Genomic DNA, 23,714 nt, shown 5'->3' on the forward strand with positions numbered 1-23,714 from the left:
CACGAGGTCGACGAGACGTCGGTCAACTCTCGTCGCCGAACCTGATACCCACGTCACGCGCGGCCTGGATCGAATCACAGTCCGGTGGAACCGTTTTCAGTCGGCTGGTGGCCTCGACCAGCGGCACGTAGTCCACCGTCGGCGGGTTGAGCGCCACCATCACCCCGCTGCGCCCCTCGTCGAGGGCCCGCACCGCGGCGGCGCCGAAACGCAGCCCCAGCAGCCGGTCCACCGAGGTCGGCGAACCACCGCGCAGCAGGTGACCCAGCACGACGGCGCGCGATTCGCGCCCGGTCAGCTCCTCCAGCTCGGCAGCCACCTTGGCCCCGATACCGCCCAGGCGGACGGCCTGCCCGATCGACTGGCCCGCCACGGTGTGCTCACCGCCGACCGGCTTGGCGCCCTCGGCGACACACACGATCGAGTACGTCGAACCGCGTTGTGCGCGTTCGTTGATCAGCTCGGCCACCGGCTCGAGGCGATACGGGATCTCCGGCAGCAGGATGGCGTGCACCCCGGACGCCATGCCCGCGTGCAGCGCGATCCAGCCGGCGTAGCGGCCCATCACCTCCACCACGATGATCCGGCTGTGCGAGGTGGCCGTGGAGAACAACCGGTCGATGCACTCCGAGGCGAACCCGACGGCGCTGTCGAAACCGAACGTCGCCGCGGTGCCCTCCAGGTCGTTGTCGATGGTCTTGGGCACCCCGACCAACCGCAGCCCGGCCTCGTGCAGGTGGTTGCCGATCGTCAGGGAGCCGTCGCCGCCGATGGTGATCAGCGCGTCGATCCCGTGCTGCGCGAACCGGCCGAGCAGCTCCTCGGTGCGGTCCTGCTCGATCCAGCTGCCGTCGGGCTGCTGCACCGGGTAGGCGATCGGGTTGCCGCGGTTGGTGCTGCCCAGAATGGTGCCGCCCTGGTGGATGATGCCGCGCACCCGCTGCCGGGTCAGCTCGATCAAGCCGCCGCCGGGGTAGTCGTCGCTGACCAGCAGCCCGTTGAAGCCGTCGCGGATCCCGACGACGTCCCAGCCCCGGTTGCGGGCGGCCAGGGTGGCGGCGTAGATGACGGCGTTCAGGCCGGGAGCGTCCCCGCCTCCGGTGCTGATCGCGATGCGTTTGATGCCGGACGTCACCTAAACCTCCTGTAGCGCGCTCTTCGGGTCGATCAGGATCTTGGCGTGCTTGGCCGGGTCGGCCAGCGCGTCGAACGCATTCGCCACCCCACCCAGTCCGACCGTACCGGTGATCAGCGGCGAAACGTCGACTTTGCCCTCGGCGATCATGTGCAGGGTGTCACGGAATTCCATTGGGGTGTAACCGAAAACGAACCGCAGGTCGGTTTCCTTGTTGATCGCCATCGCGGGCCGGATCGCGTCGGTGCCCATGCAGACCCCGACCACCACCACCCGGGTGAACAGCGGCGCCCCGGCGATGATGCCGTCGATGACCCCCGGCACCCCGACGCACTCGAAGACGACCGGACGTTTCGGAGTGGCGGCGCCGACGGCTTCGGCGGCCCGCCAGACGTGCCACCAGGGCAGCCGCGCCCGGTACAGCTTCTCCACGGTGCCGATCGCCAGGCCGAAGGCCTCCGGTGCCGTCTCCAGGTGACCGTGACCCGCGGCCGCGGCATACGGTGAGCCCTGCGCCGGGTCCACCACGATGTCGGCGCCGCATCGGGTCGCCAGGGCACGCCGGCCGGGCGAGAAGTCACTGGCGATCACCGTGCGCACGCCGCGTGCCTTGAGCATGCACACCACCGCCAGGCCGATCGGGCCACAGCCGATCACGATCGCCACGTCGCGTTTGCGGACCTCGCCGCGCCGCACGGCATGCCAGGCGACCGCCATCGGCTCGGTGAGCGCGGCGGCGTCGGCCGACAGTCCGTTGGGAACCGGCAGCGCCAGGGACTGCTCGACGACCATGTGCTCGGCGTAGCCGCCCGGCGCAGATTCCGACAATCCGATCGCGTGGACGGCTTGCCCGCGCCGCACCAGGGGCACCGCGACCACCCGGGTGCCCGGACGCGGCGCCTTGCGGGTGCGGGGGCCGTGGTCGAGCACTTCACCGCAGAATTCGTGCCCCATCACCACGTGCTGGTCCGAGCGCATGAAGCCGTCGTACCCGGTTTCGGCCATGACCTCGGCGACCTCGTCGCAGTGCCGGCGGGCATGCAGATCCGATCCGCAGATGCCGCAGCGCAGCACGTCGATGAGCAGTTGGCCTTTGGCCGGTACCGGGGTCGGTAGGTCGACGACATCGAGTTGCGCGTTGCTGCAGCTGACCGCTTTCACGCACCCAAGCCTACGAGGCGGCCCGGTCGGCGCGGCGGTTTATCGCGAGCGCAGCGCACCCAGCGCAACAACGGCCAGCACCGCCAGCCACGGCCAGGCCCCCTGCTGGTGTACCCACCCGGCGAGGGTGCCCTGTAGCCGTCCGGCGGCGGTCAGCACCGGATCACCCGCACTGGCGTTCAGCCCGAACAGCCGAACTTCGTGGTAGCCGTAGTAGCCGACGTAAAGCCCGACGACCACCAGCAGTGCTCCGCTGATCCGGCTGGCATAGCGCGTGATTCGGCGCATCCGGTCTATCAGTGCCGAGCGAGCCAGCGCCACCGCGATCGCCAGCACCCCGACCAGCAGGCCGAACCCGGCCGCATACGCCAGATACACCATCACCCCGTGGTGACCACCGTGAAACGCCGCCCCGGTGACCGCCAGGAAAGGGCCGATCGTGCAGCCCAGCGACGCGCACGCGTAGCCCACCCCGTAGCCGAACATCGACCCGATCCGGGCCGTCGGCGCCCAGCGCCCAGCGAATGCCGCAACCCCGAGTCGGCGCCCGGCCAGCAGCCAGACACCGAGCGCGACCAGCACCGCGCCGATCACGGCGGTGGCATAGGGCAGGTAGCGCTGCACCGTCGCCGCGACGGTGACGGTGAGCAGCCCGAAGGCGCCGAACACCGCCAGAAACCCGAGGGTCATCGCCACGGTGGCCAGCAGCGCGCGGCCTACCGCGCCCCACCCGCGGCTGCGCTCGCCACGCACCACCAACGCCAGATAGGCGGGTAGCAGGGCGAACCCGCACGGATTGAGTGCCGCCACCAACCCGGCGGCGAAAGCCAACCCGGTCAGGTTCTGGTTCACCTCGTCAGCGCGGCAACCCGGTCGGCCAACTCCTGCTTGGTCATCGCCGACGTCGGGTTGTTGACGAACGTCGAGGTGCCGTCGGCGCGCTCGAACACGTACGCGGGCTGCCACGGCACCCCGAATCGGGCCCAGATCGCGCCGTCGGTGTCGTTGAGGTGGGTGAAGTTCAGGTGGTACTTGGCCACGAAGTTGCGCAGCGCCGCCGGATCGGAGCGCGCCGCCACCCCGACGAAGGTCACCCCGGGGTTGGCGGCGGCGACCTGGCTAACCGACGGCGCCTCGGCGTTGCAGAACGGGCACCACGGCGTCCAGAACCACAGCACCGCGGGTTTGCCCTGCAGGCTTGCGCCGTTGAACGGGGCACCGTCGATGGTGGTGGCGGTGAACTGTAACCGGTCATCGGCGGCCGTGGCGGCCGGTGGGCCGGCCAGCCCGACGACCAGTGCGGCGACCAGTGCGGCGACGATGGACAGCGCCAGCGTGTAAATCCTCATAACTGCACCACGATCGGACGCGGCCGATGGTTCAGTCACAAGGGCGTGGACTCAACACTCGGTGTCGGTGTCGCGGTTTATGGTGGCCGCGATGGGATTGCACCTGCACCGCGCCGAACGCACCGATGTCCTCGCCGACGGCCTCGGCGCGTTGTTGGCGACGCCGCCGGCCGACCCGTTCGCTCGCGACCTGGTGCTGGTGCCCGCGCGCGGGGTGGAGCGCTGGCTGTCGCAGCGGCTGTCGCATGTGCTGGGCGCCGGTTCCGGCGGCGACGGGGTGTGCGCGGGGGTTGAGTTCCGTAGTCCGGGGTCGCTGATCGCCGAGATCATCGGCGCAGGCGACGACGATCCATGGTCGCCGGATGCGATGAGTTGGCCGTTGCTGGCGGTGATCGACGCCAGCCTGGACGAGCCGTGGTGTGCCACCCTGGCAAGGCATTTGGGTCATTTTCACACCGGCGACGACGCAGACGTGCGGCGCGGCCGGCGCTATGCGGTGGCGCGGCGGCTGGCCGGACTGTTCGCCTCCTACGCGCGGCAGCGTCCGGACATGCTGGCCGACTGGCTCGACGGCGGCTCCGGCGACGGCGCCGGCGGGACACTGGACTCCGACCTGGCCTGGCAGCCGCCGCTGTGGCGCGCGCTGGTCGCCGCCGTCCCAGCCGATCCCCCGCACCTGCGGCACCGCCGGGCCGTGGCACGGTTGCAGGAGGCCGCCGCGGCGGACCTGCCGGCCCGGCTGTCGCTGTTCGGGCACACCCGGCTGTCGTGCACCGACATCGACCTGCTCGGCGCACTGGCCACCCACCACGAGCTGCACCTGTGGCTGCCGCACCCCTCCGATGCGCTGTGGCAGGCACTCAGCGACGTGCAGGGCATCGTGCCGCGCGCCACCGACGAGAGCCGGCACAGCGCGGCCCATCCGCTGCTGCAGACCCTGGGCCGTGACCTGCGCGAGCTGCAACGGGCGCTGCCCCCGGCACCCGACAGCGACGTCTACCACGGTGCCGCAACACAATCCGGCACGCTGCTGGGATGGCTGCAGGCCGACATCGCCGCCAACGCGGTGCGCCCGGACGGGCGCTCGGCCACCCCGGCCGATCGGTCGATTCAGGTGCACGCCTGTCACGGCCCGGCCCGTCAGGTCGACGTGTTGCGTGAGGTGCTGCTCGGCCTGCTCGAAGACGATCCCACCCTGCAGCCGCGCGACATCGTGGTGATGTGTCCGGACATCGAAAGCTACGCACCGCTGATCGTCGCCGGCTTCGGGCTGGGTGAGCTGGTCGGCGAGAGCCATCCGGCTCACCTGCTGCGGGTGCAGTTGGCCGACCGCGCGCTCACCCAGACCAACCCGCTGCTGGGGGTGGCCGAGGAACTGCTGGATATCGCCGACAGCCGTGCCACGGCCTCCGCGGTGCTCAACCTGGCGCAGGCCGCGCCGGTGCGGGCCCGGTTCGCGTTCACCGACGACGACCTGGAGGACATCACCGCCTGGGTGCAGGAAGCCAACGTGCGGTGGAGTTTCGACGCCGCCCATCGGGAGCCTTACGGGCTCAACGGTATCCAGCACAACACCTGGCGGTTCGGGCTGGACCGGATCCTGACCGGGGTGGCGATGTCGCAGGATTCCCGGGCGTGGCTGGGCACCGCCCTGCCGCTCGATGACGTGGGCAGTAACCGGGTGGAGCTGGCCGGGCGGCTGGCCGAGTTCGTCGCCCGGCTGCAGAGCGCCGCCGACGCGCTCACCGGGGCGCGGCCGCTCGACGAGTGGATCGCCGCCCTGATCGACGGCGTGACCGCGCTGACCCGGGTGTCGCTCGACGACGGCTGGCAGGCCGGCCAGCTGCAGCGGGAGCTGTCCGAGGTGGTGGCCCGGGCCGGTTCGCACGCCGGGACCGCGCTGCAGCTGTCCGATGTGCGCGCGCTGCTCGCCGGTCACCTGGCCGGCCGGCCCACCCGGGCCAACTTCCGCACCGGCGGCCTGACGGTGTGCACCATGGTGCCGATGCGCTCGGTGCCGCACCGGGTGGTGTGTCTGGTCGGCCTCGACGACGGCGTGTTTCCCCGCGTCGATCACGTCGACGGTGACGACGTGTTGTGCCGCCGCCCACTGACCGGGGAACGCGACATCCGTTCCGAAGACCGCCAACTGCTGCTGGACGCGGTGTGCGCGGCCACCGAGACCCTGGTCATCACCTACGCCGGCGCCGACGAGAGCACCGGCAAGGTGCGCCCGCCCGCGGTGCCGCTCGCCGAACTCCTCGACGCGCTGGACGCCACCACCGCCGAGCCGGTACGCGACCACGTCGTGGTGCGGCACCCCCTGCAGCCCTTCGATATCCGCAATGTCCAGCCGGGCGAGCTGGGTGTGCCGGGGCAGCCGTTCACCTTCGACCCGACGGCGCTGACCGCCGCCGAGGCCGCCGCCGGCAAACGGACCGAACCCACCGACACCTTCGCCGCGCTGCTGCCGCCGCCACCGGCCGCCGACGTGGAACTCGATGAGCTGACGCGATTCTTCAAGGACCCGGTCAAGGGTTACTTCCGGGCGCTGGACTACACCCTGCCGTGGGACGTCGAGGGGGTGGAGGACGCCATGCCCGTCGAGATCGACAGCCTCAAGCAGTGGACGGTCGGCGACCGGATGCTCGCCGACATGCTCTCCGGTATGCACCCCGAGGATGCCGCGAACGCCGAATGGCGGCGCGGCACGCTGCCGCCCGGCCGGCTCGGTATGCGCACCGCCTGTGAGATCCGCGACCTGTCTCGCGCGCTCGCCGAGGCGGCGTTCGGCCATCGCGTCGGGGACCCGGAGGCGTACGACGTCGACGTCGACCTGGGCGGTGGCCAGCGGCTGACCGGAACCGTCTCCGGGGTGTACGGCACCGGTACCGTCTCGGTGGTCTACTCGCGGCTGGCCGCCAAACATGTACTCGCAGCCTGGATTCCGTTGCTGACGTTGGCCGTCCAGCATCCCGAAACGCGGTGGAGCGCACTGTGCATCGGCCGGGGTACGGGCCGCAACCATATCCGGCAGCGGCGTTTCGTGCCGCCGACGGACCCGGCCGCAGCACTCGGTGATCTGGTGGCGATCTACGACGCCGGCCGGCGTGAGCCGCTGCCGCTTCCGCTGGCGACGTCGCACGCCTGGGCGTTAGCCCGCCGCGAGAACGAGGACCCGGTCGAGGCCGCCAGGCAGGCCTGGGGCGGCAGGTTCGGCGAGGGCACCGATGCCGCCCATATCAAGGTGTGGGGCCCGGGCGCCCCGCTGGACAAGCTGCTGGACACCCCGCGCCCCGGCGAGGAAGTCACCGGCGAGGGCACCCGGTTGGGGGCGCTGGCGGTGCGACTGTGGGCGCCGCTGCTGAGCGCGGAGGTCCTGTCGTGACCAATCGCTTCGACCTGCTGGGGCCGCTGCCCACCGAGCGCTCCACCGTGGTGCTGGAAGCCAGCGCCGGCACCGGCAAGACGTTCGCCCTGGCCGGCCTGGTCACCCGCTATCTGGCCGACGGGGTGGCGACCGTGGACCAGCTGCTGCTGATCACCTTCGGCCGGGTGGCCAGCCGGGAACTGCGGGAACGGGTGCGCGACCAGATCAGCGACGCCCTGGCGGTGCTGGAGGGCCGCCGCGAGCCCGGCAACGACCTGGAGGCCCATCTGCTCGACGGCGGCCCCGGCACCGACGAGGCGGCTCGGCGCGGCGCCCGGCTGCGGGACGCGCTGGCCGACTTCGACGCCGCCACCATCGTCACCATCCACCAGTTCTGCGCCATGGTGCTGAAATCACTTGGCGTGGCGGGTGATACGGCTTCGTCGGCGACGCTGGTGGAAAGCCTCACCGATCTGGTCACCGAGATCGTCGACGACCACTACCTGGCGCATTTCGGCAACGATGAGAACAAGCCGCCCTTCACGCGCAAGGAGGCGATCGAGCTGGCAACCCAGGCCGTCGAAGATCCGGCCGCGCAGCTGCGCCCGGTGGGCCCCGACCCGGAATCCGAGGCGGGAGTCCGGCTGGCGTTCGCCGAGGCGGTGCTCGAGGAGCTCGCGCACCGCAAGCGCCGGCTGGGGATCCTCGGCTACAACGACCTGCTGACCCGGCTGGCGGATGCCCTGCAGCACAGCGACTCCGACGCCGCGGACCGGATGCGCCGACGCTGGAAGTTCGTGATGGTCGATGAGTTCCAGGACACCGACCCGGTGCAGTGGCAGGTGATCGACCGCGCCTTCACCGGGCATGCCACGCTGGTGCTCATCGGTGACCCCAAGCAGGCCATCTACGGCTTCCGCGGCGGCGACATCTACACCTACCTGGCCGCGGTCCGGGCCGCCGGCGACCAGCGCACCCTGGCCACCAACTACCGCAGCGACAAGGTTCTCGTCGACAGCCTGCAGACGGTGCTCAGCGGCGCCCAACTGGGCCACCCCGAGATCACGGTGCCGCCCATCGAGGCGCACCGCACCGGGCATCGACTGACCGGAGCCCCGCACAACGCCCCGTTCCGGCTGCGGGTCGTCAAGCGACCCACGCTGGGCCGCCAGGGCCGCGACAATCTGCTGATCGGCCCACTGCGCGAACATATTCCGGCCGACCTGGCCGCCGACATCGGCGCCCTGCTGAACTCCGGCGCCCGCTACGACGGCCGGGCGGTGCGCGCCGGTGACATCGCGATCCTGGTCGAGCAGCATCAGGACGCGGCGTTGTGCCGCGACGCCCTGACCCGGCTCGGCATCCCGGTCGTCTACACCGGCGACACCGACGTGTTCGCCTCGCGGGCCGCCGAGGACTGGCTGTGCCTGCTGGAAGCGTTCGACCAGCCGGGCCGCACCGGTCTGGTGCGCGCGGCGGCCTGCACCATGTTCTTCGGTGAGACCGCGGAATCCCTGGCCCTCGGCGGCGACAAGATCACCGACCGGGTGACCCAGACCCTGCGCGAGTGGGCCGATCACGTCCGGTTGCGCGGCATCGCGGCGGCCTTCGAAGCCGCCCAGCTCTCCGGGATGGGCCGGCGGGTGCTGAGCCGGCGCGGCGGTGAACGGCACATGACCGATCTGGCCCACATCGGTCAGCTGCTGCACGAGACCGCGCACGCCGAGCGGCTCGGTCTTCCGGCGCTGCGGGATTGGTTGCGCCACCAGCGCGAGGACCGCACCGGTGCGGTCGAACGCAACCGCCGCCTGGACAGTGACGCCGGCGCCGTGCAGATCATGACGGTGTTCGCCGCCAAGGGCCTGCAGTTCCCGATCGTGTACCTGCCCTTCATGTTTCGCCGCCACATCAGCGACAAGGGCAACCTGCTCTACCACGAGATCGGCGCCGACGGCGCGGAGGTCCGCTGCCTGCACATCGGCGGCCCCCGAAGCCCCGGCATGGCCGAGGTCAAGGAGCTGCACCGGCTGGAGGAGGCGCTCGACCACATCCGGATCACCTATGTCGCGCTGACCCGGGCCCAGTCCCAGGTCATCGCGTGGTGGGCGCCGGCCGGCGACGAGATCAACGGCGGGTTGTCGCGGCTGCTGCGCGGTCGGGCCCCCGGAGAAGCGCAGGTGCCCGACCGGTGCTCCCCGCGAATCTCCGACGACGACGCCGAAGTGATCTTCCGGAGTTGGCAAGCCCTGGGCGGGCCGGTGGTGGAGGAATCGGTGATCGGCCCGCCGACACCGGCGGTGCCGCGCGAGGCGCCCGGCGAGCTCGCGGTGCGCCACTTCCATCGCCATATCGATCCCGGCTGGCGGCGCACCTCCTATTCGGCGCTGATCCGCGGTGCTCAGGAAGACGCCGAGGCCGGCGTGCGCAGCGAGCCGGAGACCCACACCCGCGACGACGAATCCGAGGACGTCACCGTCACCGAGGCCGCCTCCGACGCCGGCGCCGAACTGCGCTCGCCGATGGCGGATCTGCCCGGCGGCAAGACGTTCGGGTCGCTGGTGCACGGGGTGCTGGAGACCGCCGACCCGTTCGCCGCGGACCTGGCCGCCGAACTGACCGAGCAGGTACGAGTCCACGAACCCTGGTGGCCGATCGGTGTCGACGCCGACGTGCTGGCGGAGGCCCTGGTGCCGATGCACGACACCTCGCTGGGTCCCCTGGCCGAGGGGTTGACGCTGCGGCAGATCGGGACGGTGGATCGGTTGCGGGAGTTGGACTTCGAGATTCCGCTCGCCGGCGGGGACGTCCGCGGCGCGGCGCCGCGGGTGCAGGTCGCCGACGTGGGCGCGCTGCTGCGCGAACATCTCACGCCTGCGGACCCGTTCGCCGTCTACGCCGACCGGCTGGCATCCGACGCCCTCGGCGGCCAGTCGCTGCGCGGATACCTGTCCGGCTCCCTGGACGTGGTGCTGCGGCTGCCCGATCAGCGCTACCTGGTGGTCGACTACAAGACCAACAACCTCGGCGAGACCGCCGCCGACTACAGCCCGCCCCGGATGGCCGAGGCCATGCTGCACTCGGATTACCCGCTGCAGGCGTTGCTGTACACCGCGGTGCTGCACCGTTTTCTGCGCTGGCGCCAACCGGATTACGACCCGGACCGGCACCTGGGCGGGGTGCTGTATCTGTTCGTGCGCGGCATGTGCGGACCGGATACCCCGATTCTCGACGGGCATCCCGCCGGGGTGTTCAGTTGGCGGCCGCCGGCCGCGCTGGTGGTCGCGCTGTCGGATCTGCTGCACCGGGGGGTGGCGGCGTGATTGTCGACGTCGATCCGCTGTCGTGCCGGGTGGCGCGCGGGGCTACCGGCTTGCTGCGCGAGTTCAATGAGGCCGGGGTGCTCGATGCCGCGGATGTGCACACCGCGCAACGGGTTTGCGCGCTGGGCGCCGAGTCCGACGAGTCGGTCGCGCTGGCGGTCGCGCTGGCGGTGCGGGCGTTGCGCACCGGGTCGGTCTGCGTGGAGCTGGCCACGGTGGCCGACAGCACCGAGCTGCCGGAGTTGGCGTGGCCGGAGCCCGCGGCGTGGCTGGCGGCGGTGCGGGCCAGTTCGCTGGTGGCCAAGCAGGTGCTGCGACTCTACGCTGACCGACTGCTCTACCTGGATCGCTATTGGCGCGAGGAGGAGCAGGTCTGCGCGGACCTGCTGGCGCTGTCCACGCCACAGCCCGGGCCGGCCGAGCTGCCCGCGTTCGACCGGTTGTTCCCGTCGGATTACCACGAGCAGCGCAGCGCCGCCGAGATCGCGCTGACGCAGGCGGTCACGGTGCTGACCGGTGGACCGGGTACCGGCAAGACCACCACGGTGGCCCGGTTGCTGGCACTGCTGGCCGAGCAGGCCGAGGCGTCCGGCCGCCCGACGCTGCGGATCGCGCTGGCCGCGCCGACCGGCAAGGCCGCGGCCCGGCTGACCGAGGCGGTCGCCGGGGAAGTGGCCGGCCTCGACCCGGTGGATCAGGCCCGCCTTGCCGGGTTGCAGGCCAGCACCCTGCATTCGCTGCTGGGTTCGCGGCCGGGAAATTCGTCGCGGTTCAAGCACAATCGGGGCAACCGGCTTCCGCACGACGTGATCGTCGTCGACGAGACGTCGATGGTGTCGCTGACGTTGATGGCCCGGCTGCTGGAGGCGGTGCGGCCGCAGGCCCGGCTGATCCTGGTGGGCGACCCCGACCAGTTGGCGTCGGTGGAGGCCGGGGCGGTGCTGGCCGACCTGGTGGACGGCTTGGCGGCGCGGCCCGGCACCCGGGTGGCGACCCTGGTGACCGCGCACCGTTACAAGAAGCCGATCGGCGAACTGGCGACGGCGATTCGCGCCGGCGACGGCGACACCGTGATCGAGCTGTTGGGCTCCGGTGACGAGCACCGGGAATGGATCGACGTCCAATCCGCCGCCGCCCTGGCCGACCAGTTGGCGCAGATCGCGGTGCCGCACGCGCTGCGGGTGCGTGAGGCGGCCCTGCTCGGCGACGCCGGCGAGGCGTTGCGCAACCTCGACGAGCACCGGTTGCTGTGCGCGCACCGCGACGGCCCGCACGGCGCGAACCATTGGAACCGCCAGGTGCGGCGTTGGGTGTCCGAGCACACCGGGGATCCGGTGTGGGCGGACTGGTATGCCGGGCGGCCACTGCTGGTCACCGCCAACGACTACGGGCTGGGGGTGCGCAACGGCGACACCGGGGTGGTCACGGCCGGCAACGAGGGGCTGCGCGCGGTGATCGCGACGGCGTCGGGCCCGGTGGATTTCGCCACCGGGCGGCTCTCCGACGTGGACAGCATGTACGCGATGACCATCCACAAGAGCCAGGGCAGCGAGGCCGACGTGGTGACCGTGCTGATGCCGCCGGTCGAGTCGCGGCTGCTGACCCGCGAGCTGTTCTACACCGCGGTGACCCGCGCCAAGCACAAGGTGCGGGTGGTCGGGTCCGAGGAGGAGATCCGTGCCGCGCTGGATCGGCGGGCGGTGCGGGCCTCTGGTTTGGCGTTGCGGCTACGTGAGGCGTGAGGGGGTCTGGCGCCTCGTCCATCGGGTCCCATCCATAGCGATCAAGAGGCTGGGGAACTGCTACGCACGATGCGGGATGACGAGCGCTACTGATGCTCTATCTGGACACGTCGGCCCTGGTGAAGCTCGTCCGCCGTGAACCGGAAAGCGGTGCACTGGCCGATTGGCTGGACGCGCAGGGGGCGACGCCGTGGGTGTCGTCAACGTTGATCGAGGTCGAGTTGCCCCGCGCGCTGCGGCGAGTAGACCCCTCGCTGCTCGCCGATGTCCCGGCGTTGGTGGCCCGAGTCGCCCGCTACGAGGTGGATGAGGCGGTGCGGGCCACCGCCGCGGCATTTCGGGACTCGGCCCTGCGGCCGCTGGACGCAATTCACCTCGCCACCGATCACGCAATCTTCGGCGCCAGGTTGACCGCGTTTGTCGCCTACGACGAACGCTTGCTCGACGAAGCTGAGGCCGCGGGCCTGCCAACCGTCTCGCCGGGTCGGTGACCGTCCCGATCTGTGGTGGGTGTGACCGGCTATCAGCGACAGATCGCGAACAGCCCGCCCGCACTTCGAGAGTTGTCGCGCATAGCCGGGCAACTCACATATGCACCCGTGCTCCACGGCCGTGGCCGGCCATAGGCCACACTGGGACCATGACGGAATCCGGCGATACCCGGGTCGCGGTCTACCTCGACTTCGACAACATCGTGATCTCCCGCTACGACCAGGTCAACGGCCGCAGCTCTTTTCAAAAGGACAAGGCCAAGGGGCTGGGCAAGCAGCCGGATCGGCTGGCGAGGGCCACCGTCGACGTCGGGGCGATCATCGACTTCGCGTCGTCGTTCGGAACGCTGGTGCTCACCCGCGCCTACGCCGACTGGTCGGCGGAGGTCAACACCGGTTACCGCCAGCAACTCGTCGGCCGCGCGGTTGACCTGGTGCAGTTGTTCCCGGCGGCGGCATACGGCAAGAACGGCGCCGACATCCGATTGGCCGTCGACGCGGTCGAGGACATGTTCCGGCTGCCGGATCTGACCCACGTGGTGATCGTGGCCGGCGACTCCGACTACATCCCGCTGGCGCAGCGCTGTAAACGCCTGGGCCGCTATGTCGTCGGGATCGGAGTGGCCGGGTCTACCAGCCGCGCGTTGGCCGCCGCCTGTGATGACTTCGTCAGCTACGACGCGCTGCCCGGAGTGCCGGTGTTCGAGCCCGCGCCGGCCGATGCCGAGGCCGACGCCGAACCGAAGCGGCGCACCCGCCAGGCCAAACAGGAACCGGAGGAGCCGCCGCCGCCGGATCCGCAGGACACCGCCACCGCACTGCTTATCCGCGCACTGAGGATCGGCATGGAGAAAGACGACGTCGAGTGGCTGCACAACTCGACGGTCAAGGCCCAGATGAAGCGAATGGACCCGTCGTTCAGTGAGAAAGCCCTGGGCTACAAGTCATTCAGCGATTTCCTGCGGTCCTACGCGGATCTGGTGGAACTCGACGAGAGCTCGACGACGCGGCTGGTGCGGCTGCGCGGCTGACACCACTACCCCTCTGCGGCCACCAATGACCGCAGCTGCACGTCGGGGTTGTCGCGTTGGAAACCCTGCAGCCGCCAGCTGTTCGAGAACAAGGCCAGCTGCACGCCGTCGGTGCGGGTCATGACTTCCGCCAGCGCCTGCTTGCCGACGAAGTCGGCGTCTTGGGGATCCACAATCCGCGCGACCTGGTAGGGCAGCGGTTCCAGCGAGATCGGTGCGCCCATCTCTCCGGCCATCCGATGTGCAGCCACCTCGAATTGCATCGGGCCGACCGCGGCGAGCACTGGCGCCTGCTCACCGCGGCGATCGGAGACCAGCACCTGCACGACGCCCTCCTGGTCCAACTGCTCGATGCCGCGGCGGAACTGCTTGTGCTTGCTGGGATCGACGTTGCGCGCCACGGAGAAATGTTCGGGCGAGAAGCTCGGTATCGGCGGGTACTGCACGGGCGCATCGCAATACAGCGTGTCACCCGGGCGCAGGCTGGCGGCGTTGGCCAGCCCGATCACGTCGCCGGGCCAGGCGCTCTCCAGAGTGGAACGCTGTTGGCCGAACACCGACTGGGCGTACTTGGTGACAAAGGGCTTGCCGGTGGCGGCGTGGGTGAGGACGTCACCGCGTACGAAGGTTCCCGAGTACACCCGCGCGTAGGCGATGCGATCGCGATGGGCGGAGTCCATGCCGGCCTGCACCTTGAAGACGAAGGCGCTGAACGGCGCGTCGGTAGCGCGCCGGGTTCCGTCGACGTCGAGCGCTCCGCTGGGCGGCGGCGCCAACTCGGTGAGCACGTCGAGGAGCTGATTCACCCCGAAGTTCAATGCCGCCGACGTGAACAGGACCGGTGTTGCCGTGCAGTCGAGGAACGCCTCGCGGTCGAAGTCGGATCCGTCGGCGGTCAGCAGCTCGGACTCTTCGACCGCGGTATCCCAATCCTCGCCGGCCGCGCTGTGCGCGTCGGCTGCGGCGATGTGCTCCTCGGGTGCCGCGGTGGCGCCACCGGCGGTGCGGGTGAACCGGATGAAGTGTCCGGACCGGCGGTCGAGCACCCCTTTGAAGTCTCCGGCGATGCCGACCGGCCAGGTCAGCGGCGTGGGGCGCAGGCCGATCCGGGCTTGGATCTCGTCCATCAACTCCAGGGCGTGCCGACCGGGGCGGTCCCACTTGTTGATCACGGTGATGATCGGGATCCGACGGTGACGGCATACCTGAAACAGCTTGAGGGTTTGCGGCTCAAGACCTTTCGCGGCGTCGATGAGCATGACCGCGGAGTCGACCGCGGTCAGCACCCGGTAGGTGTCTTCGGAGAAGTCGGCATGGCCCGGGGTGTCGAGCAGGTTGATGACGCAGTCCTGCCCTTTGGGGGTCCGGTACGGGAACTGCAGGGCGGTCGACGTGATGGAGATGCCCCGGGCCTTCTCCATCTCCATCCAGTCCGACACGGTGGCACGACGACCGGATTTGCCGTGTACCGCGCCGGCTTCGGTGATGGCCTTGGCATGCAGCACCAGCGCCTCGGTCAAGGTGGATTTGCCGGCGTCGGGATGGCTGATGACGGCGAAGGTTCGGCGGCGGCCCGCTTCGCCGGAGATCCGGCCGGTTTGCGGCCCAGCGGCGACCGTCGCGGACTCCAGGGCGTTGTCGGTCATGGCGTCAGCGAGTGTATTGGGGCCTTGAGCAATTCAATAATCGGACACCGGGACCGATACCCTTCCAGGCGTGACCGCGATCGATCCGGAAAAGCTCGCCACCTGCCTACAAGTGCTCTCCGAGGTCGATTCACTGCCGCCCGAGCACCCCGATGCCGTCGCCGTGCGCCGGGCCACCGCAGGCATCTTCAAAGCGGTGAAGAAGGCCCGCCGCAACGCCAAGCGGGACGCGGTGGCCGCCGCCGACAAGGCGGTGATCGCCGCCACCGCCACCGGCGCGCCGGGCCGCATCGACGACGAGACGCAAGGCATCCCGTTGGTGTCCGCCGCGGTCGGGGCGTCGGCGGGCACCCTGCTGCGCTCGCGGGCCTGCTACATCTGCAAGAACCACTACACCGAGGTGGATGCGTTCTACCACCAGCTCTGCCCGCCGTGCGCCGCACTGAGCCGGGCCAAGCGCGACGCCCGCACCGACCTGTCCGGCCGGCGTGCCCTGCTCACGGGCGGGCGCGCCAAGATCGGCATGTACATCGCGCTGCGGCTGCTGCGCGACGGCGCGCACACCACGATCACGACCCGCTTTCCCAACGACGCGGTGCGCCGCTTCGCCGCGATGCCCGACAGCGCCGACTGGCTGCACCGGCTGCAGGTGGTGGGTATCGACCTGCGCGACCCGGCCCAGGTCGTCGCGCTCGCCGACACGGTGGCCGCCCACGGCCCGCTGGACATCCTGATCAACAACGCCGCGCAGACGGTGCGCCGCGCACCCGGCTCGTATGCCGCACTCGTGCAAGCCGAACGAACCCCGGCCAACGAGCTCGTCGACGTCATCACCTTCGACCACGTCAGTGACGCCCACCCGGCCGCGCTGGCCGGCAGCCTCGCCGAGCACCAGGAACCACACGCCCTGACCGCGCTGGCCCTGACCGCCCGCAGCGCGTCCCCGGAGCGGATCGTCGCGGGTACCGCCATCGACGCGGGCGGGCTGCTGCCCGATACCGCCGCGGTGAACAGTTGGACCCAGCGCGTGCACGAAATCGACGCTCTGGAGTTGCTCGAGGTGCAGCTGTGCAATCAGACCGCGCCGTTCATCCTGGTGAGCCGGCTGCGTCCGGCCATGGCCGCGGCCTCGGCGCGGCGTAAGTACGTGGTGAACGTGTCGGCGATGGAGGGCCAGTTCAGCCGCCAATACAAGGGCCCGGGGCATCCGCACACCAATATGGCCAAAGCCGCACTGAACATGCTCACCCGCACCAGCGCGACGGAGATGGCAGAACGCGACGGGATCCTGATGACCGCAGTGGACACCGGTTGGATCACCGATGAGCGCCCGCACCCCACGAAGCTGCGGCTGGCCGAGGAGGGGTTCCACGCCCCGCTGGATCTGGTCGACGGCGCCGCCCGGGTCTATGACCCGATCGTGCGCGGGGAGGCCGGCGAGGACTTGTACGGGTGTTTCCTCAAGGATTACGCGCCGACTAATTGGTAGGGGTCGGGCCGGCTCTGCCAACGCTCAGTACAGCGGTCCGCCGCCGAACAACGTCCGGTGCGAATCCGGTTGGTTGCCTTCGAGGTCGGTGACGCCGTAGTCCAACGCGGTCTCGGCGGTGATCAGGGTGTGGCCGCTGCGGGCGCCGACTCCCGCGTCGTCGGCCAGCGCGGCGATGACACGGCCGATGAACTCCGGGGTTTCGGCGTTGGCCAGCGGGAAGCCCTGGAAGTTGTCCAGGCCGCGATCCATGAAGCCTTGCATGACTTCGTTTTTCACCAGCCCCGGCCACAGCGATACCGCGCTCACGCCGGTGCCGGTGAGCTCCACGGCCATGTCGGCGGCCATCTTGTCCAGTCCGGCCTTGGACATGCCGTAGAGCACCGAGTGCAGGTGGCCTCGGGTGCCGAACGAGGAGATGTTGGCGATCAGACCCGCACCGCGAGGCACCATCAGCTGCGCGGCGTGCACCGAGGCGACGTAGTGGGCGCGCAGCCCCACCCCGATCAGGGTGTCCCAGTCCGAAAGCGGTCGCTGCCAGAACTTCTCGGTGAATCCGGCGAACCCCTTGGGCGCCGCCCAGACGTTGTTGACCAGCAGGTCCAGCCGACCGTCCTGCTCGTCGGCGATGCGGGCGAACAGCGCGGCGATCTGGTCGTCGTCGCGGTGATCGCACTGCACGGCGATTCCGCGCCCGCCGCGCTCGGTGACCGACCGGGCGGTCTCATCCAGCGGACCGTCGACACCGACTTCGCCACGCGCGGTGACGTAGACGGTCCACCCGTGCGAGCCCAGCGCCAACGCTATGCCCCTGCCGACGCTGCGGCTGGCACCGGTGACCAGGGCGATCCGCGAGTCCGTCACTCAGACCTCCACCACGGTGTCGTCGCCGAGCGGGCGCACGATCGCCCAGAGCTGCTGGAAATGGCTGCGCGCCATCTTCCACACCCCGTCCTCGATCACGTAGTCGTCGTCGTACTCGCCGGTGAGCAGACGCTCGGTGCGCTCGATCATGTTGAGCTGACGGAACTTCAACGTCCAGCGTCCGGTGGCTGTGTCCGGTCCGGTGAGGGTGATGTCGGGGTGCATCCCGTGGTGCATGTCCAGGATCACCGGTTTGCCGTCCACCTTGTGCAGCGCGATGCGGGTGAATACGGCCGCAATCTGGTCGGCGTCGTCGAACCCGCCCAGCGGGCCGTAGTGGACGTCCGCACCCTGCGCGATGAAGCAGGCCCGGAAGGTGTCGGGGTCCTTGGCGTCGCAGGCCCGGAAGTAGCGGTGTTTGAGGGCCTTGATCGCCTCGATCTGTTCGAGCGCGGTCAGCCGCTCCTCGGGGGTCATCGCTCGACGATAGTTGTCGGTGCCCCGTGCCACGGTGGGGGCATGCGCTACATATCCCGGGACCAGGTAACGATGTCCCGCTACACTCGTAGCATGGCCGCTACGGTTCCAGCCCGAGACCTCCGCAACCACACTGCGGAGATCCTGCGCCGGGTCGCTGCCGGCGAAGAGATCGAAGTGCTCAAGGACAACCGTCCGGTGGCGCTGATCAGTCCGGTTTCGCGACGACGCCGGTGGCTGCCCGCCGCAGAAGTCATTGGAGAACTGGTGCGCCTCGGCCCGGACAGCACCGATTTGCGCCAGGAATTGCGGGAGGCGCTGACACAGACCACCGACGACCTGCCTGGATGAGCAGCAATGGGTCTTCAGCGAGCACTGGCGGATACATCGGTATTCATCGGCCTCGAGACACAACGCATCGACGCAAGCAGGTTTGCCGCGTTTGAGTGGGGCGTTTCAGCTATCACGCTCGGAGAACTCCGATTTGGGGTGTTGCAGGCGTCCACTCCCGAAGCCGCGGCGCGCCGGCTGTCCGCCTACCAGATCGCGCAACGCTTCGAGCCGCTGAGCGTCGACGAACGAGTATCGGAAGCGTGGGCGTTGCTGGTCTCCCAGCTACGCTCCGCCGGCCGAAGGGTCCCGATCAACGACAGTTGGATCGCGGCAACGGCTCTGACACATGAGATCCCGGTGGTCACCCAGCACACCGACTACTCGGCAATGCCCGGAGTGACCGTCATTCAGCTCTGAGGATCCTGTCGCGAGCCCCTATTCGCCGGCTTCGGACTCCCCGACGTCGATCAGCATCGTGAACGTGCGGGTGCTCTGCCCGACGGTGGTCGTCAATACCAGCCGATGGTTGCCGTCGGGCACCGAGCGGGCCACCGTGATCTCAAGGTCCTGACGGGTGGATCCGTCAGTGTCGAACCGGCCGGAAAGCGGCGCGACCGCGATCCCGCCGTCGGCCGAGCTGCCGGTGATCATGTACTCGTCGGGCCCCCTAGTCAGCCGTTGCGCGTCGAGCCGCACGGTGGCCGAGCCTCCGGGGGCGATCGCGGCCACGGCCGGGGTGACGTTGACGGCCACTGCCTGCCCGCCCTCGTCGAACGACGGTGGCGCTGCGGATTCCTCGGTGCCCCAACCGGTGTCCGGTTTGCGTGACAGCGTGAAGGCGAGTTCGCCTCCGGTGCGGATGATGGACTCCGGAAGCGACGTCTGCTGGGTGGGCCGGCCGTCTAATGCCAGACCCTCGATGTAGCGCAGCCGGTGGCCGCCGGAGGCCCCGGGAGTCCTGATCCGGATGGATTTGCCTCCCGCGAGCGCGATTTCGGCCGCTTCGAACAACGGGGTGTTGACGGTCAGGATCGAGGTCCCCGGGATGGCCGGGAACAGGCCCAGCGCCGCCCAGACATACCAGCTCGCCATGGCACCGAGGTCGTCGTTGCCGGGTACGCCGTCGGGTGTCGGGCCGAACAGTTCGCTGCGGATCCGGTCGACCAGCAGCTGGGTCTTCCACGGCTGCCCGAGGTAGTTGTACAGCCACGGCACACCCAGGCCCACTTCGTTGCCGGCCCACAGGTAGGGCTCGTTGGGGCCCACATTGAGTTTCTTGGTGAACCGGTCGAGGCGTTCGGTCGCCGCCTGGCGGCCGCCGATCGCGGTGACCAGGCCGGCGACGTTGTGTGGCACGTACCAGAGGTATTGCTCGGCGTTGCCCTCGTCGTAGCCGAGCTGACCGAAGCAGCCCGGGTCGGGTTCGACGAATCCGGGGCCGTCGGGGAAGAACCCGGCGGCGTCGCGGGGAGAGAGGTAGCCGGTGGTGGGGTTGAACAGGTTCTGCCAGTACTGCGCCCGCGGCTCGAACTGCGCGGCGGTGTCGCGCTGGCCGAGCGCTTCGGCGAATCGGGCGATGGCGAAGTCGTCGACCGACCACTCCAGGGTGATCGAGGCGCTGGGTATCGAAGGGCCCCTGCAGGATCCGCCGACCTGTGGGAGGTAGCCGCGTTCTAAATAGCCGCCCAGACCCGGTCGCTCGATGTAGCCGTGGCGGCCCACTCCGCCGGTGGTCGCGCCGGAGACCATGTAATGCAGCGCCCGGCGGGTGTCGAAGCCCGTCGCTCCGAAGGCGTGCAGGTTGACGATCAGCGGCACCACGCTGTCGCCGGTCATCTGGGCGGTGGCGGCGTTGGCCAGTGCCCACCGCGGGAACGCCCCGGTCTGCTCTGCGGCGTAGACCAGCGACTGCGCCATGTCGGCGGCGCGCTGCGGCACCAACAGCCCGTGCAGCGCGGCCAGCCCCCGGTAGGTGTCCCAGTCGGAGAAGTTCGCGTAATGGGTGTGGCCGTCCGGGAGGGTGTGGACGGCGTCGTCGAAACCGAGGTAGCGTCCGTCGACGTCGTTGAACGTATTCGGGTGCAGCAGAGCGTGATACAGCGCGGTGTAGAACGTCGTCAGGTCGCGGCGGTCACGGCCGGCCACCCGGATCTTCGACAGCGCCGTGTTCCACTCCCGTGCTGCGGCGGCCCGCACGTCGTCAAAGCCGGCATTGCCTTCGGCGGCCAGGTTCGCCCACGCACCGTCCACGCTGACGTAGGACAGGGCGGTGCGTACCTCGATCTCCGATCCGGAGGGAAACTGCACGTATCCGCCGCTGTCGCCGATGTAGCTGGAGTAGGCGCTGCGGGTGCCGCGATACACCGAGTAGCCGTCCCAGACCCCGTAGGCGGTGAACGGGCGGCTGAACTTCATCGCGAAATACACCGTGTAGGTGTTGTTCTTGCCGCAGAACCCGCCGCTGGTCGCCCACCCGGTGATGGTGGTGTCGTCGTCGCCGATCTGAATCGTCGCGGCGGAGTTGCCCGCCAGCGACGCACCCGCGCCCACGTACAACAGGGCCGGTCCCTTGCGGGGGTAGCGGAACCGGCCCACGCCGGTGCGGGTGGTGGCCGTCAGCTCCGCGGTCACGCCGGTCTCGGGGAAGCGGACGGTGTAATAGCCGGGCTTGCCGCGCTCGGTGCGGTCGTGGGCTATCTTCTCGGTGAGTTCCCACGGCCGCGAGCCGATCGCGGTGGTGGTGGGCAGCATGGAGATGTCCCCGAACGCCGCGCAGCCGACCGAGGCGTGGGTCATGCTGAATCCGGTGGCTCGGTCCACGGCGTGGTCATATCCGGCGTAGGTGCCGAGGGTGTCCGGTGAGTACTGCACCATCCCGAACGGCACAGAGGGGCCGGGGAAATTGTTGATCTCCCCCACCCACTTGCCGCCGGTTCCGGTGCCGATGAGGGTGTTGACGTAGTCGACGGGACTGGTCGCGAACACCGGCCGGTATTCGTAGGAGGTGTTGGGAGCCGCAATCAGCCCAACGATGAGCAGCACCGACGCCAGTAGGGCTCCGCGGGTTGCCAGACGGGTGCGCCGACGCGACCGCGGCGCGTCACCGCGGCCCTCGGCTACGACGTGATTCAGCAGATTCGGCCGGCGAAGAACGCCGCGGACACCAATCCGACGCACAGCGCCACGGTGGTTTGACCCATCATGCTGGCTCCGACGGTCGCGGTGATCGCGGTAAGACCCAGGGCGCTCAGGAAAGCGGTCATGGCCTCGACTCCTGTGGTGTGCATCACATCAAGTTGTTTAACGTGGTCTACACCACATCATACCTCTAAGGAAAATGCCAGCCCTGTCCCACTCACCAAAAAGTTTCGTTGCGATTCAGTGAAGCTCGGCAAGCTGTACGACGAGGACGTGTCGGGGCTGCAACGCCGTGCACCCGGCGGCACCTATGCGCCGTTCAGGACGGCTTAGCCGGTATCGACGGTGAGATCGCGGCGGCGTTCTCTGTACCCGCGGGGGCTGTGGATGGACTGACTTTCCAAACCGCCGTGTCGGCGTACGCTGCCACCATGCCGCCGCCGGAGAACCTCGAACCGCGCGTCACCGCGCTGGAGGGTCAGGTGCAAGACCTCCGTGATGAGATGCAGACCAACAAGCTGAACGTGGCAGCGGTACAAGCGCTCGTGGTTGCGGTCGACCGCGATGTAAGCGCGATGCAGGATTTCCGCCGGGCGACAGTCGCGAGTTTCAACGCGTTGCGGGCGGACATGGTCGACTTGCGCACCGACGTGACCGAGCTCCGCACCGACGTCACCGACCTCCGCACCGACGTGGCCGACCTCCGCCAAGATGTCACCGACGGGCAGCAGCGAATCGTGGAGCTGATTCAAACCTTCATCGACGCGCAGGGAGACAACGCCTCGGCCTGAAAGCGCCGCACCCGTGCGGATTACCGGGAATATCCAGTGCGGCAAGGCGGTATTACCATCGCGTGCTGATCAGCTTTACGAAGCGCCGACCTGCACTCGCAGGCCATCCCGAGGTTGCAGTGCCGCGTACCCTGCGGCCCGTATGCGCTGGTCAGGAAGGCTGAGCCGGGTTCTGGCCAGCAGCCGGGCCAGCATCACCGTCAGCTCGGCAGTCGCGAATCCCGACCCGATGCAGCGATGCGTTCCACCGCCGAACGGCAGGAACTCATACGGGGCCGCCCGGCGATACCCCGGGGAGGCGGGGTCCCAGCGGCGCGGATCGAACCGCAGCGGGTCGGCCCACAGCTCGGGCAGCCGGTGGGTGACGTACGGGCTGAACACCAGGGTGCGGCCCGCGCGGATGCGGCGCCCGGCGAACGACAGGTCGCGGGTCACCTTGCGCGCGGAGATCACCGCCGGCGGGTAGAGTCGCAGCGTCTCGTGCACGACGCCGTTGAGATACGTCAGGTTCTTCAGGTCGGCGGCGGTGGGAGCCCGGCCCGCTGTGACGTCGCGGACCTCCTCGGCGGCGGTCTCCCACACCCTGGGGGTGCTCAGCAGGGCGTACACCGCCCAGCCCATCGCTGCACTGGTCGTCTCATAGCCGGCGGCGATCAGCGAGACGATCTGGTCGCGGATTTCGTCGTCGCGCAAGGCCTCGCCGTCCTCGGTGCGCCCTTCGACCAGGCTGGCCAGCACGTTGTCGTCGGCGCTGGGGCGGGTTCGGGCGTGGGCGATCTCGGCGTAGATCAGCTCGTCGACCCGCTTCTTGGCGGCCATTGCGCGACGCCAGGCCGGGGTGCGCAGCCGCTGCTCGGCTTGTAGCACCTGGGGCAGCCGGTGGGTGAGGTCCATCAGCGGTTGCAGCTCCTCGCCCAGGAAATCGGAGTGCTGGACCATCCGCTGGCCGAACAGCGCTTCGATGGCGCTGCGCCGTATCGCCGAGCGCAGCTGGGCGAAGATGTCGAGGGTCTGGCCGGGCCGCCAGGTGTCGATGACGGCGTCGGCGTTGGCCGCCATGGTCTCCAGGTAGTTCGCGAGGTGGCGGTGGTGAAAAGCCGGTTGGACCAGGCTGCGGCGACGACGATGCTCCGCCCCGTCGCTGACGATCAGTGCGGTGGGCCCGTCGACGGGCACCAGCACTTGGAAGGCGTCCCACCAGCTGAAGGCGTCGGAGTTGGCGAAGACGAACTTGTTGGCCTCGGCGCCGAAGAGATAGACGTAGCCGTGCCGGCCCAACCCGGCGTCCACCATCGGGCCGCGGCGGCGATGCAGCGCCAGCAGCGCCTCGCCGGGCCGGTAGCGCACGGGGTGGGTCATTGGTGCCGAGGGTAGGTC

Annotated in this window: 19 protein-coding genes; 9 read left to right on the forward strand and 10 right to left on the reverse strand. The window is 69.6% G+C overall.

Annotated elements, in window-relative coordinates; genetic code table 11:
* Nucleotides 1-22: 22 nt before the first annotated feature.
* From AWC16_RS17165 to dsbE, 4 genes are read right to left on the reverse strand one after another with little or no spacing between them, the layout of a single operon-like run.
* Nucleotides 23-1,135 carry a 6-phosphofructokinase gene (locus tag AWC16_RS17165; protein ID WP_085265950.1) on the reverse strand — a complete coding sequence of 371 codons (1,113 nt, stop codon included), beginning with the start codon at nucleotides 1,133-1,135 and terminating at the stop codon, nucleotides 23-25.
* On the reverse strand, nucleotides 1,136-2,296 hold the full coding sequence (locus AWC16_RS17170; protein ID WP_085265951.1) for a zinc-binding dehydrogenase: 1,161 nt from the start codon (nucleotides 2,294-2,296) through the stop codon (nucleotides 1,136-1,138).
* 39 nt (nucleotides 2,297-2,335) lie between these two features.
* A complete protein-coding gene (locus AWC16_RS17175) occupies nucleotides 2,336-3,148 on the reverse strand; it encodes a cytochrome c biogenesis CcdA family protein (RefSeq protein WP_085265952.1) in 813 nt (270 codons plus the stop codon).
* Nucleotides 3,145-3,645 (reverse strand): disulfide bond-forming protein DsbE, encoded by a 501-nt coding sequence (dsbE, locus tag AWC16_RS17180; protein WP_085265953.1) that lies wholly within the window; start codon nucleotides 3,643-3,645, stop codon nucleotides 3,145-3,147. Before dsbE ends, AWC16_RS17175 begins: the two co-directional genes overlap by 4 nt.
* 91 nt (nucleotides 3,646-3,736) lie before the next feature.
* Between dsbE and recC the strand changes: the two genes are divergently transcribed.
* The 5 genes from recC (at nucleotide 3,737) to AWC16_RS17205 (ending at nucleotide 13,599) form a co-directional block, all read left to right on the forward strand.
* A complete protein-coding gene (gene recC, locus AWC16_RS17185) occupies nucleotides 3,737-7,033 on the forward strand; it encodes an exodeoxyribonuclease V subunit gamma (RefSeq protein WP_085266037.1) in 3,297 nt (1,098 codons plus the stop codon).
* A complete protein-coding gene (gene recB / locus AWC16_RS17190; protein ID WP_085265954.1) occupies nucleotides 7,030-10,335 on the forward strand; it encodes an exodeoxyribonuclease V subunit beta in 3,306 nt (1,101 codons plus the stop codon). Before recC ends, recB begins: the two co-directional genes overlap by 4 nt.
* Nucleotides 10,332-12,077, forward strand: a complete 1,746-nt coding sequence (recD, locus tag AWC16_RS17195; protein WP_109561473.1) for an exodeoxyribonuclease V subunit alpha — start codon at nucleotides 10,332-10,334, stop codon at nucleotides 12,075-12,077. The genes recB and recD overlap by 4 nt, the downstream gene beginning before the upstream one ends.
* A 92-nt stretch (nucleotides 12,078-12,169) precedes the next feature.
* The gene (locus tag AWC16_RS17200) at nucleotides 12,170-12,568 is read left to right on the forward strand and encodes a type II toxin-antitoxin system VapC family toxin (RefSeq protein ID WP_085265955.1); all 399 of its coding nucleotides are present in this window, start codon (nucleotides 12,170-12,172) and stop codon (nucleotides 12,566-12,568) included.
* A 149-nt stretch (nucleotides 12,569-12,717) separates the two neighbouring features.
* Nucleotides 12,718-13,599: an NYN domain-containing protein gene (locus AWC16_RS17205; protein ID WP_109561474.1), complete on the forward strand. Its 882-nt coding sequence runs from the start codon at nucleotides 12,718-12,720 to the stop codon at nucleotides 13,597-13,599.
* Nucleotides 13,600-13,604: 5 nt separating this feature from the next.
* On the opposite strand, the gene AWC16_RS17210 is transcribed toward AWC16_RS17205, so the two are convergent.
* The gene (locus tag AWC16_RS17210) at nucleotides 13,605-15,245 is read right to left on the reverse strand and encodes a peptide chain release factor 3 (RefSeq protein WP_085265956.1); all 1,641 of its coding nucleotides are present in this window, start codon (nucleotides 15,243-15,245) and stop codon (nucleotides 13,605-13,607) included.
* A 70-nt stretch (nucleotides 15,246-15,315) separates the two neighbouring features.
* On the opposite strand from AWC16_RS17210, the gene AWC16_RS17215 reads away from it, so the two are divergent.
* A complete protein-coding gene (locus AWC16_RS17215; protein WP_085265957.1) occupies nucleotides 15,316-16,734 on the forward strand; it encodes an SDR family oxidoreductase in 1,419 nt (472 codons plus the stop codon).
* 24 nt (nucleotides 16,735-16,758) lie between these two features.
* On the opposite strand, the gene AWC16_RS17220 is transcribed toward AWC16_RS17215, so the two are convergent.
* Together AWC16_RS17220 and AWC16_RS17225 are read right to left on the reverse strand one after the other, a co-directional pair.
* Complete coding sequence (locus tag AWC16_RS17220) at nucleotides 16,759-17,598, reverse strand: SDR family NAD(P)-dependent oxidoreductase (RefSeq protein WP_085265958.1); 840 nt, start codon at nucleotides 17,596-17,598, stop codon at nucleotides 16,759-16,761.
* Nucleotides 17,599-18,075, reverse strand: a complete 477-nt coding sequence (locus tag AWC16_RS17225) for a nuclear transport factor 2 family protein (protein WP_085265959.1) — start codon at nucleotides 18,073-18,075, stop codon at nucleotides 17,599-17,601.
* A 93-nt stretch (nucleotides 18,076-18,168) separates the two neighbouring features.
* Here AWC16_RS17225 and AWC16_RS17230 point away from each other — a divergent pair, with 93 nt between their 5' ends.
* Nucleotides 18,169-18,426 (forward strand): type II toxin-antitoxin system Phd/YefM family antitoxin, encoded by a 258-nt coding sequence (locus tag AWC16_RS17230; protein ID WP_085265960.1) that lies wholly within the window; start codon nucleotides 18,169-18,171, stop codon nucleotides 18,424-18,426.
* Nucleotides 18,427-18,432: 6 nt separating this feature from the next.
* Nucleotides 18,433-18,825, forward strand: a complete 393-nt coding sequence (locus AWC16_RS17235) for a type II toxin-antitoxin system VapC family toxin (protein WP_085265961.1) — start codon at nucleotides 18,433-18,435, stop codon at nucleotides 18,823-18,825.
* A gap of 18 nt (nucleotides 18,826-18,843) precedes the next feature.
* Here the strand turns inward: AWC16_RS17235 and AWC16_RS17240 are convergent, their stop codons facing one another.
* Nucleotides 18,844-21,540 (reverse strand): GH92 family glycosyl hydrolase, encoded by a 2,697-nt coding sequence (locus AWC16_RS17240; protein WP_085266040.1) that lies wholly within the window; start codon nucleotides 21,538-21,540, stop codon nucleotides 18,844-18,846.
* The gene (locus AWC16_RS25630) at nucleotides 21,537-21,671 is read right to left on the reverse strand and encodes a hypothetical protein (RefSeq protein ID WP_264017344.1); all 135 of its coding nucleotides are present in this window, start codon (nucleotides 21,669-21,671) and stop codon (nucleotides 21,537-21,539) included. Before AWC16_RS25630 ends, AWC16_RS17240 begins: the two co-directional genes overlap by 4 nt.
* Nucleotides 21,672-21,977: 306 nt before the next feature.
* Here AWC16_RS25630 and AWC16_RS17245 point away from each other — a divergent pair, with 306 nt between their 5' ends.
* Nucleotides 21,978-22,337 carry a hypothetical protein gene (locus AWC16_RS17245; protein WP_133055962.1) on the forward strand — a complete coding sequence of 120 codons (360 nt, stop codon included), beginning with the start codon at nucleotides 21,978-21,980 and terminating at the stop codon, nucleotides 22,335-22,337.
* A 75-nt stretch (nucleotides 22,338-22,412) separates the two neighbouring features.
* Here AWC16_RS17245 and AWC16_RS17250 read toward each other — a convergent pair whose 3' ends face one another.
* The gene (locus tag AWC16_RS17250; protein ID WP_207572348.1) at nucleotides 22,413-23,684 is read right to left on the reverse strand and encodes a cytochrome P450; all 1,272 of its coding nucleotides are present in this window, start codon (nucleotides 23,682-23,684) and stop codon (nucleotides 22,413-22,415) included.
* Between the last annotated feature and the right edge of the window lie 30 nt (nucleotides 23,685-23,714).

It is taken from the genome of Mycolicibacter longobardus (assembly GCF_002102265.1).
GTDB classification, from domain to species: domain Bacteria; phylum Actinomycetota; class Actinomycetes; order Mycobacteriales; family Mycobacteriaceae; genus Mycobacterium; species Mycobacterium longobardum.

What these genes read in the sequence shown, in the direction of transcription:
- dsbE (WP_085265953.1), bottom strand. Translation starts at nt 3,645, where the DNA reads ATGAGGATTTACACGCTGGCGCTGTCCATCGTCGCCGCACTGGTCGCC.
- recC (WP_085266037.1), top strand. Translation starts at nt 3,737, where the DNA reads ATGGGATTGCACCTGCACCGCGCCGAACGCACCGATGTCCTCGCCGAC.
- AWC16_RS17200 (WP_085265955.1), top strand. Translation starts at nt 12,170, where the DNA reads ATGCTCTATCTGGACACGTCGGCCCTGGTGAAGCTCGTCCGCCGTGAA.
- AWC16_RS17205 (WP_109561474.1), top strand. Translation starts at nt 12,718, where the DNA reads ATGACGGAATCCGGCGATACCCGGGTCGCGGTCTACCTCGACTTCGAC.
- AWC16_RS17210 (WP_085265956.1), bottom strand. Translation starts at nt 15,245, where the DNA reads ATGACCGACAACGCCCTGGAGTCCGCGACGGTCGCCGCTGGGCCGCAA.
- AWC16_RS17225 (WP_085265959.1), bottom strand. Translation starts at nt 18,075, where the DNA reads ATGACCCCCGAGGAGCGGCTGACCGCGCTCGAACAGATCGAGGCGATC.
- AWC16_RS17230 (WP_085265960.1), top strand. Translation starts at nt 18,169, where the DNA reads ATGGCCGCTACGGTTCCAGCCCGAGACCTCCGCAACCACACTGCGGAG.
- AWC16_RS17235 (WP_085265961.1), top strand. Translation starts at nt 18,433, where the DNA reads ATGGGTCTTCAGCGAGCACTGGCGGATACATCGGTATTCATCGGCCTC.
- AWC16_RS25630 (WP_264017344.1), bottom strand. Translation starts at nt 21,671, where the DNA reads ATGACCGCTTTCCTGAGCGCCCTGGGTCTTACCGCGATCACCGCGACC.
- AWC16_RS17245 (WP_133055962.1), top strand. Translation starts at nt 21,978, where the DNA reads ATGCCGCCGCCGGAGAACCTCGAACCGCGCGTCACCGCGCTGGAGGGT.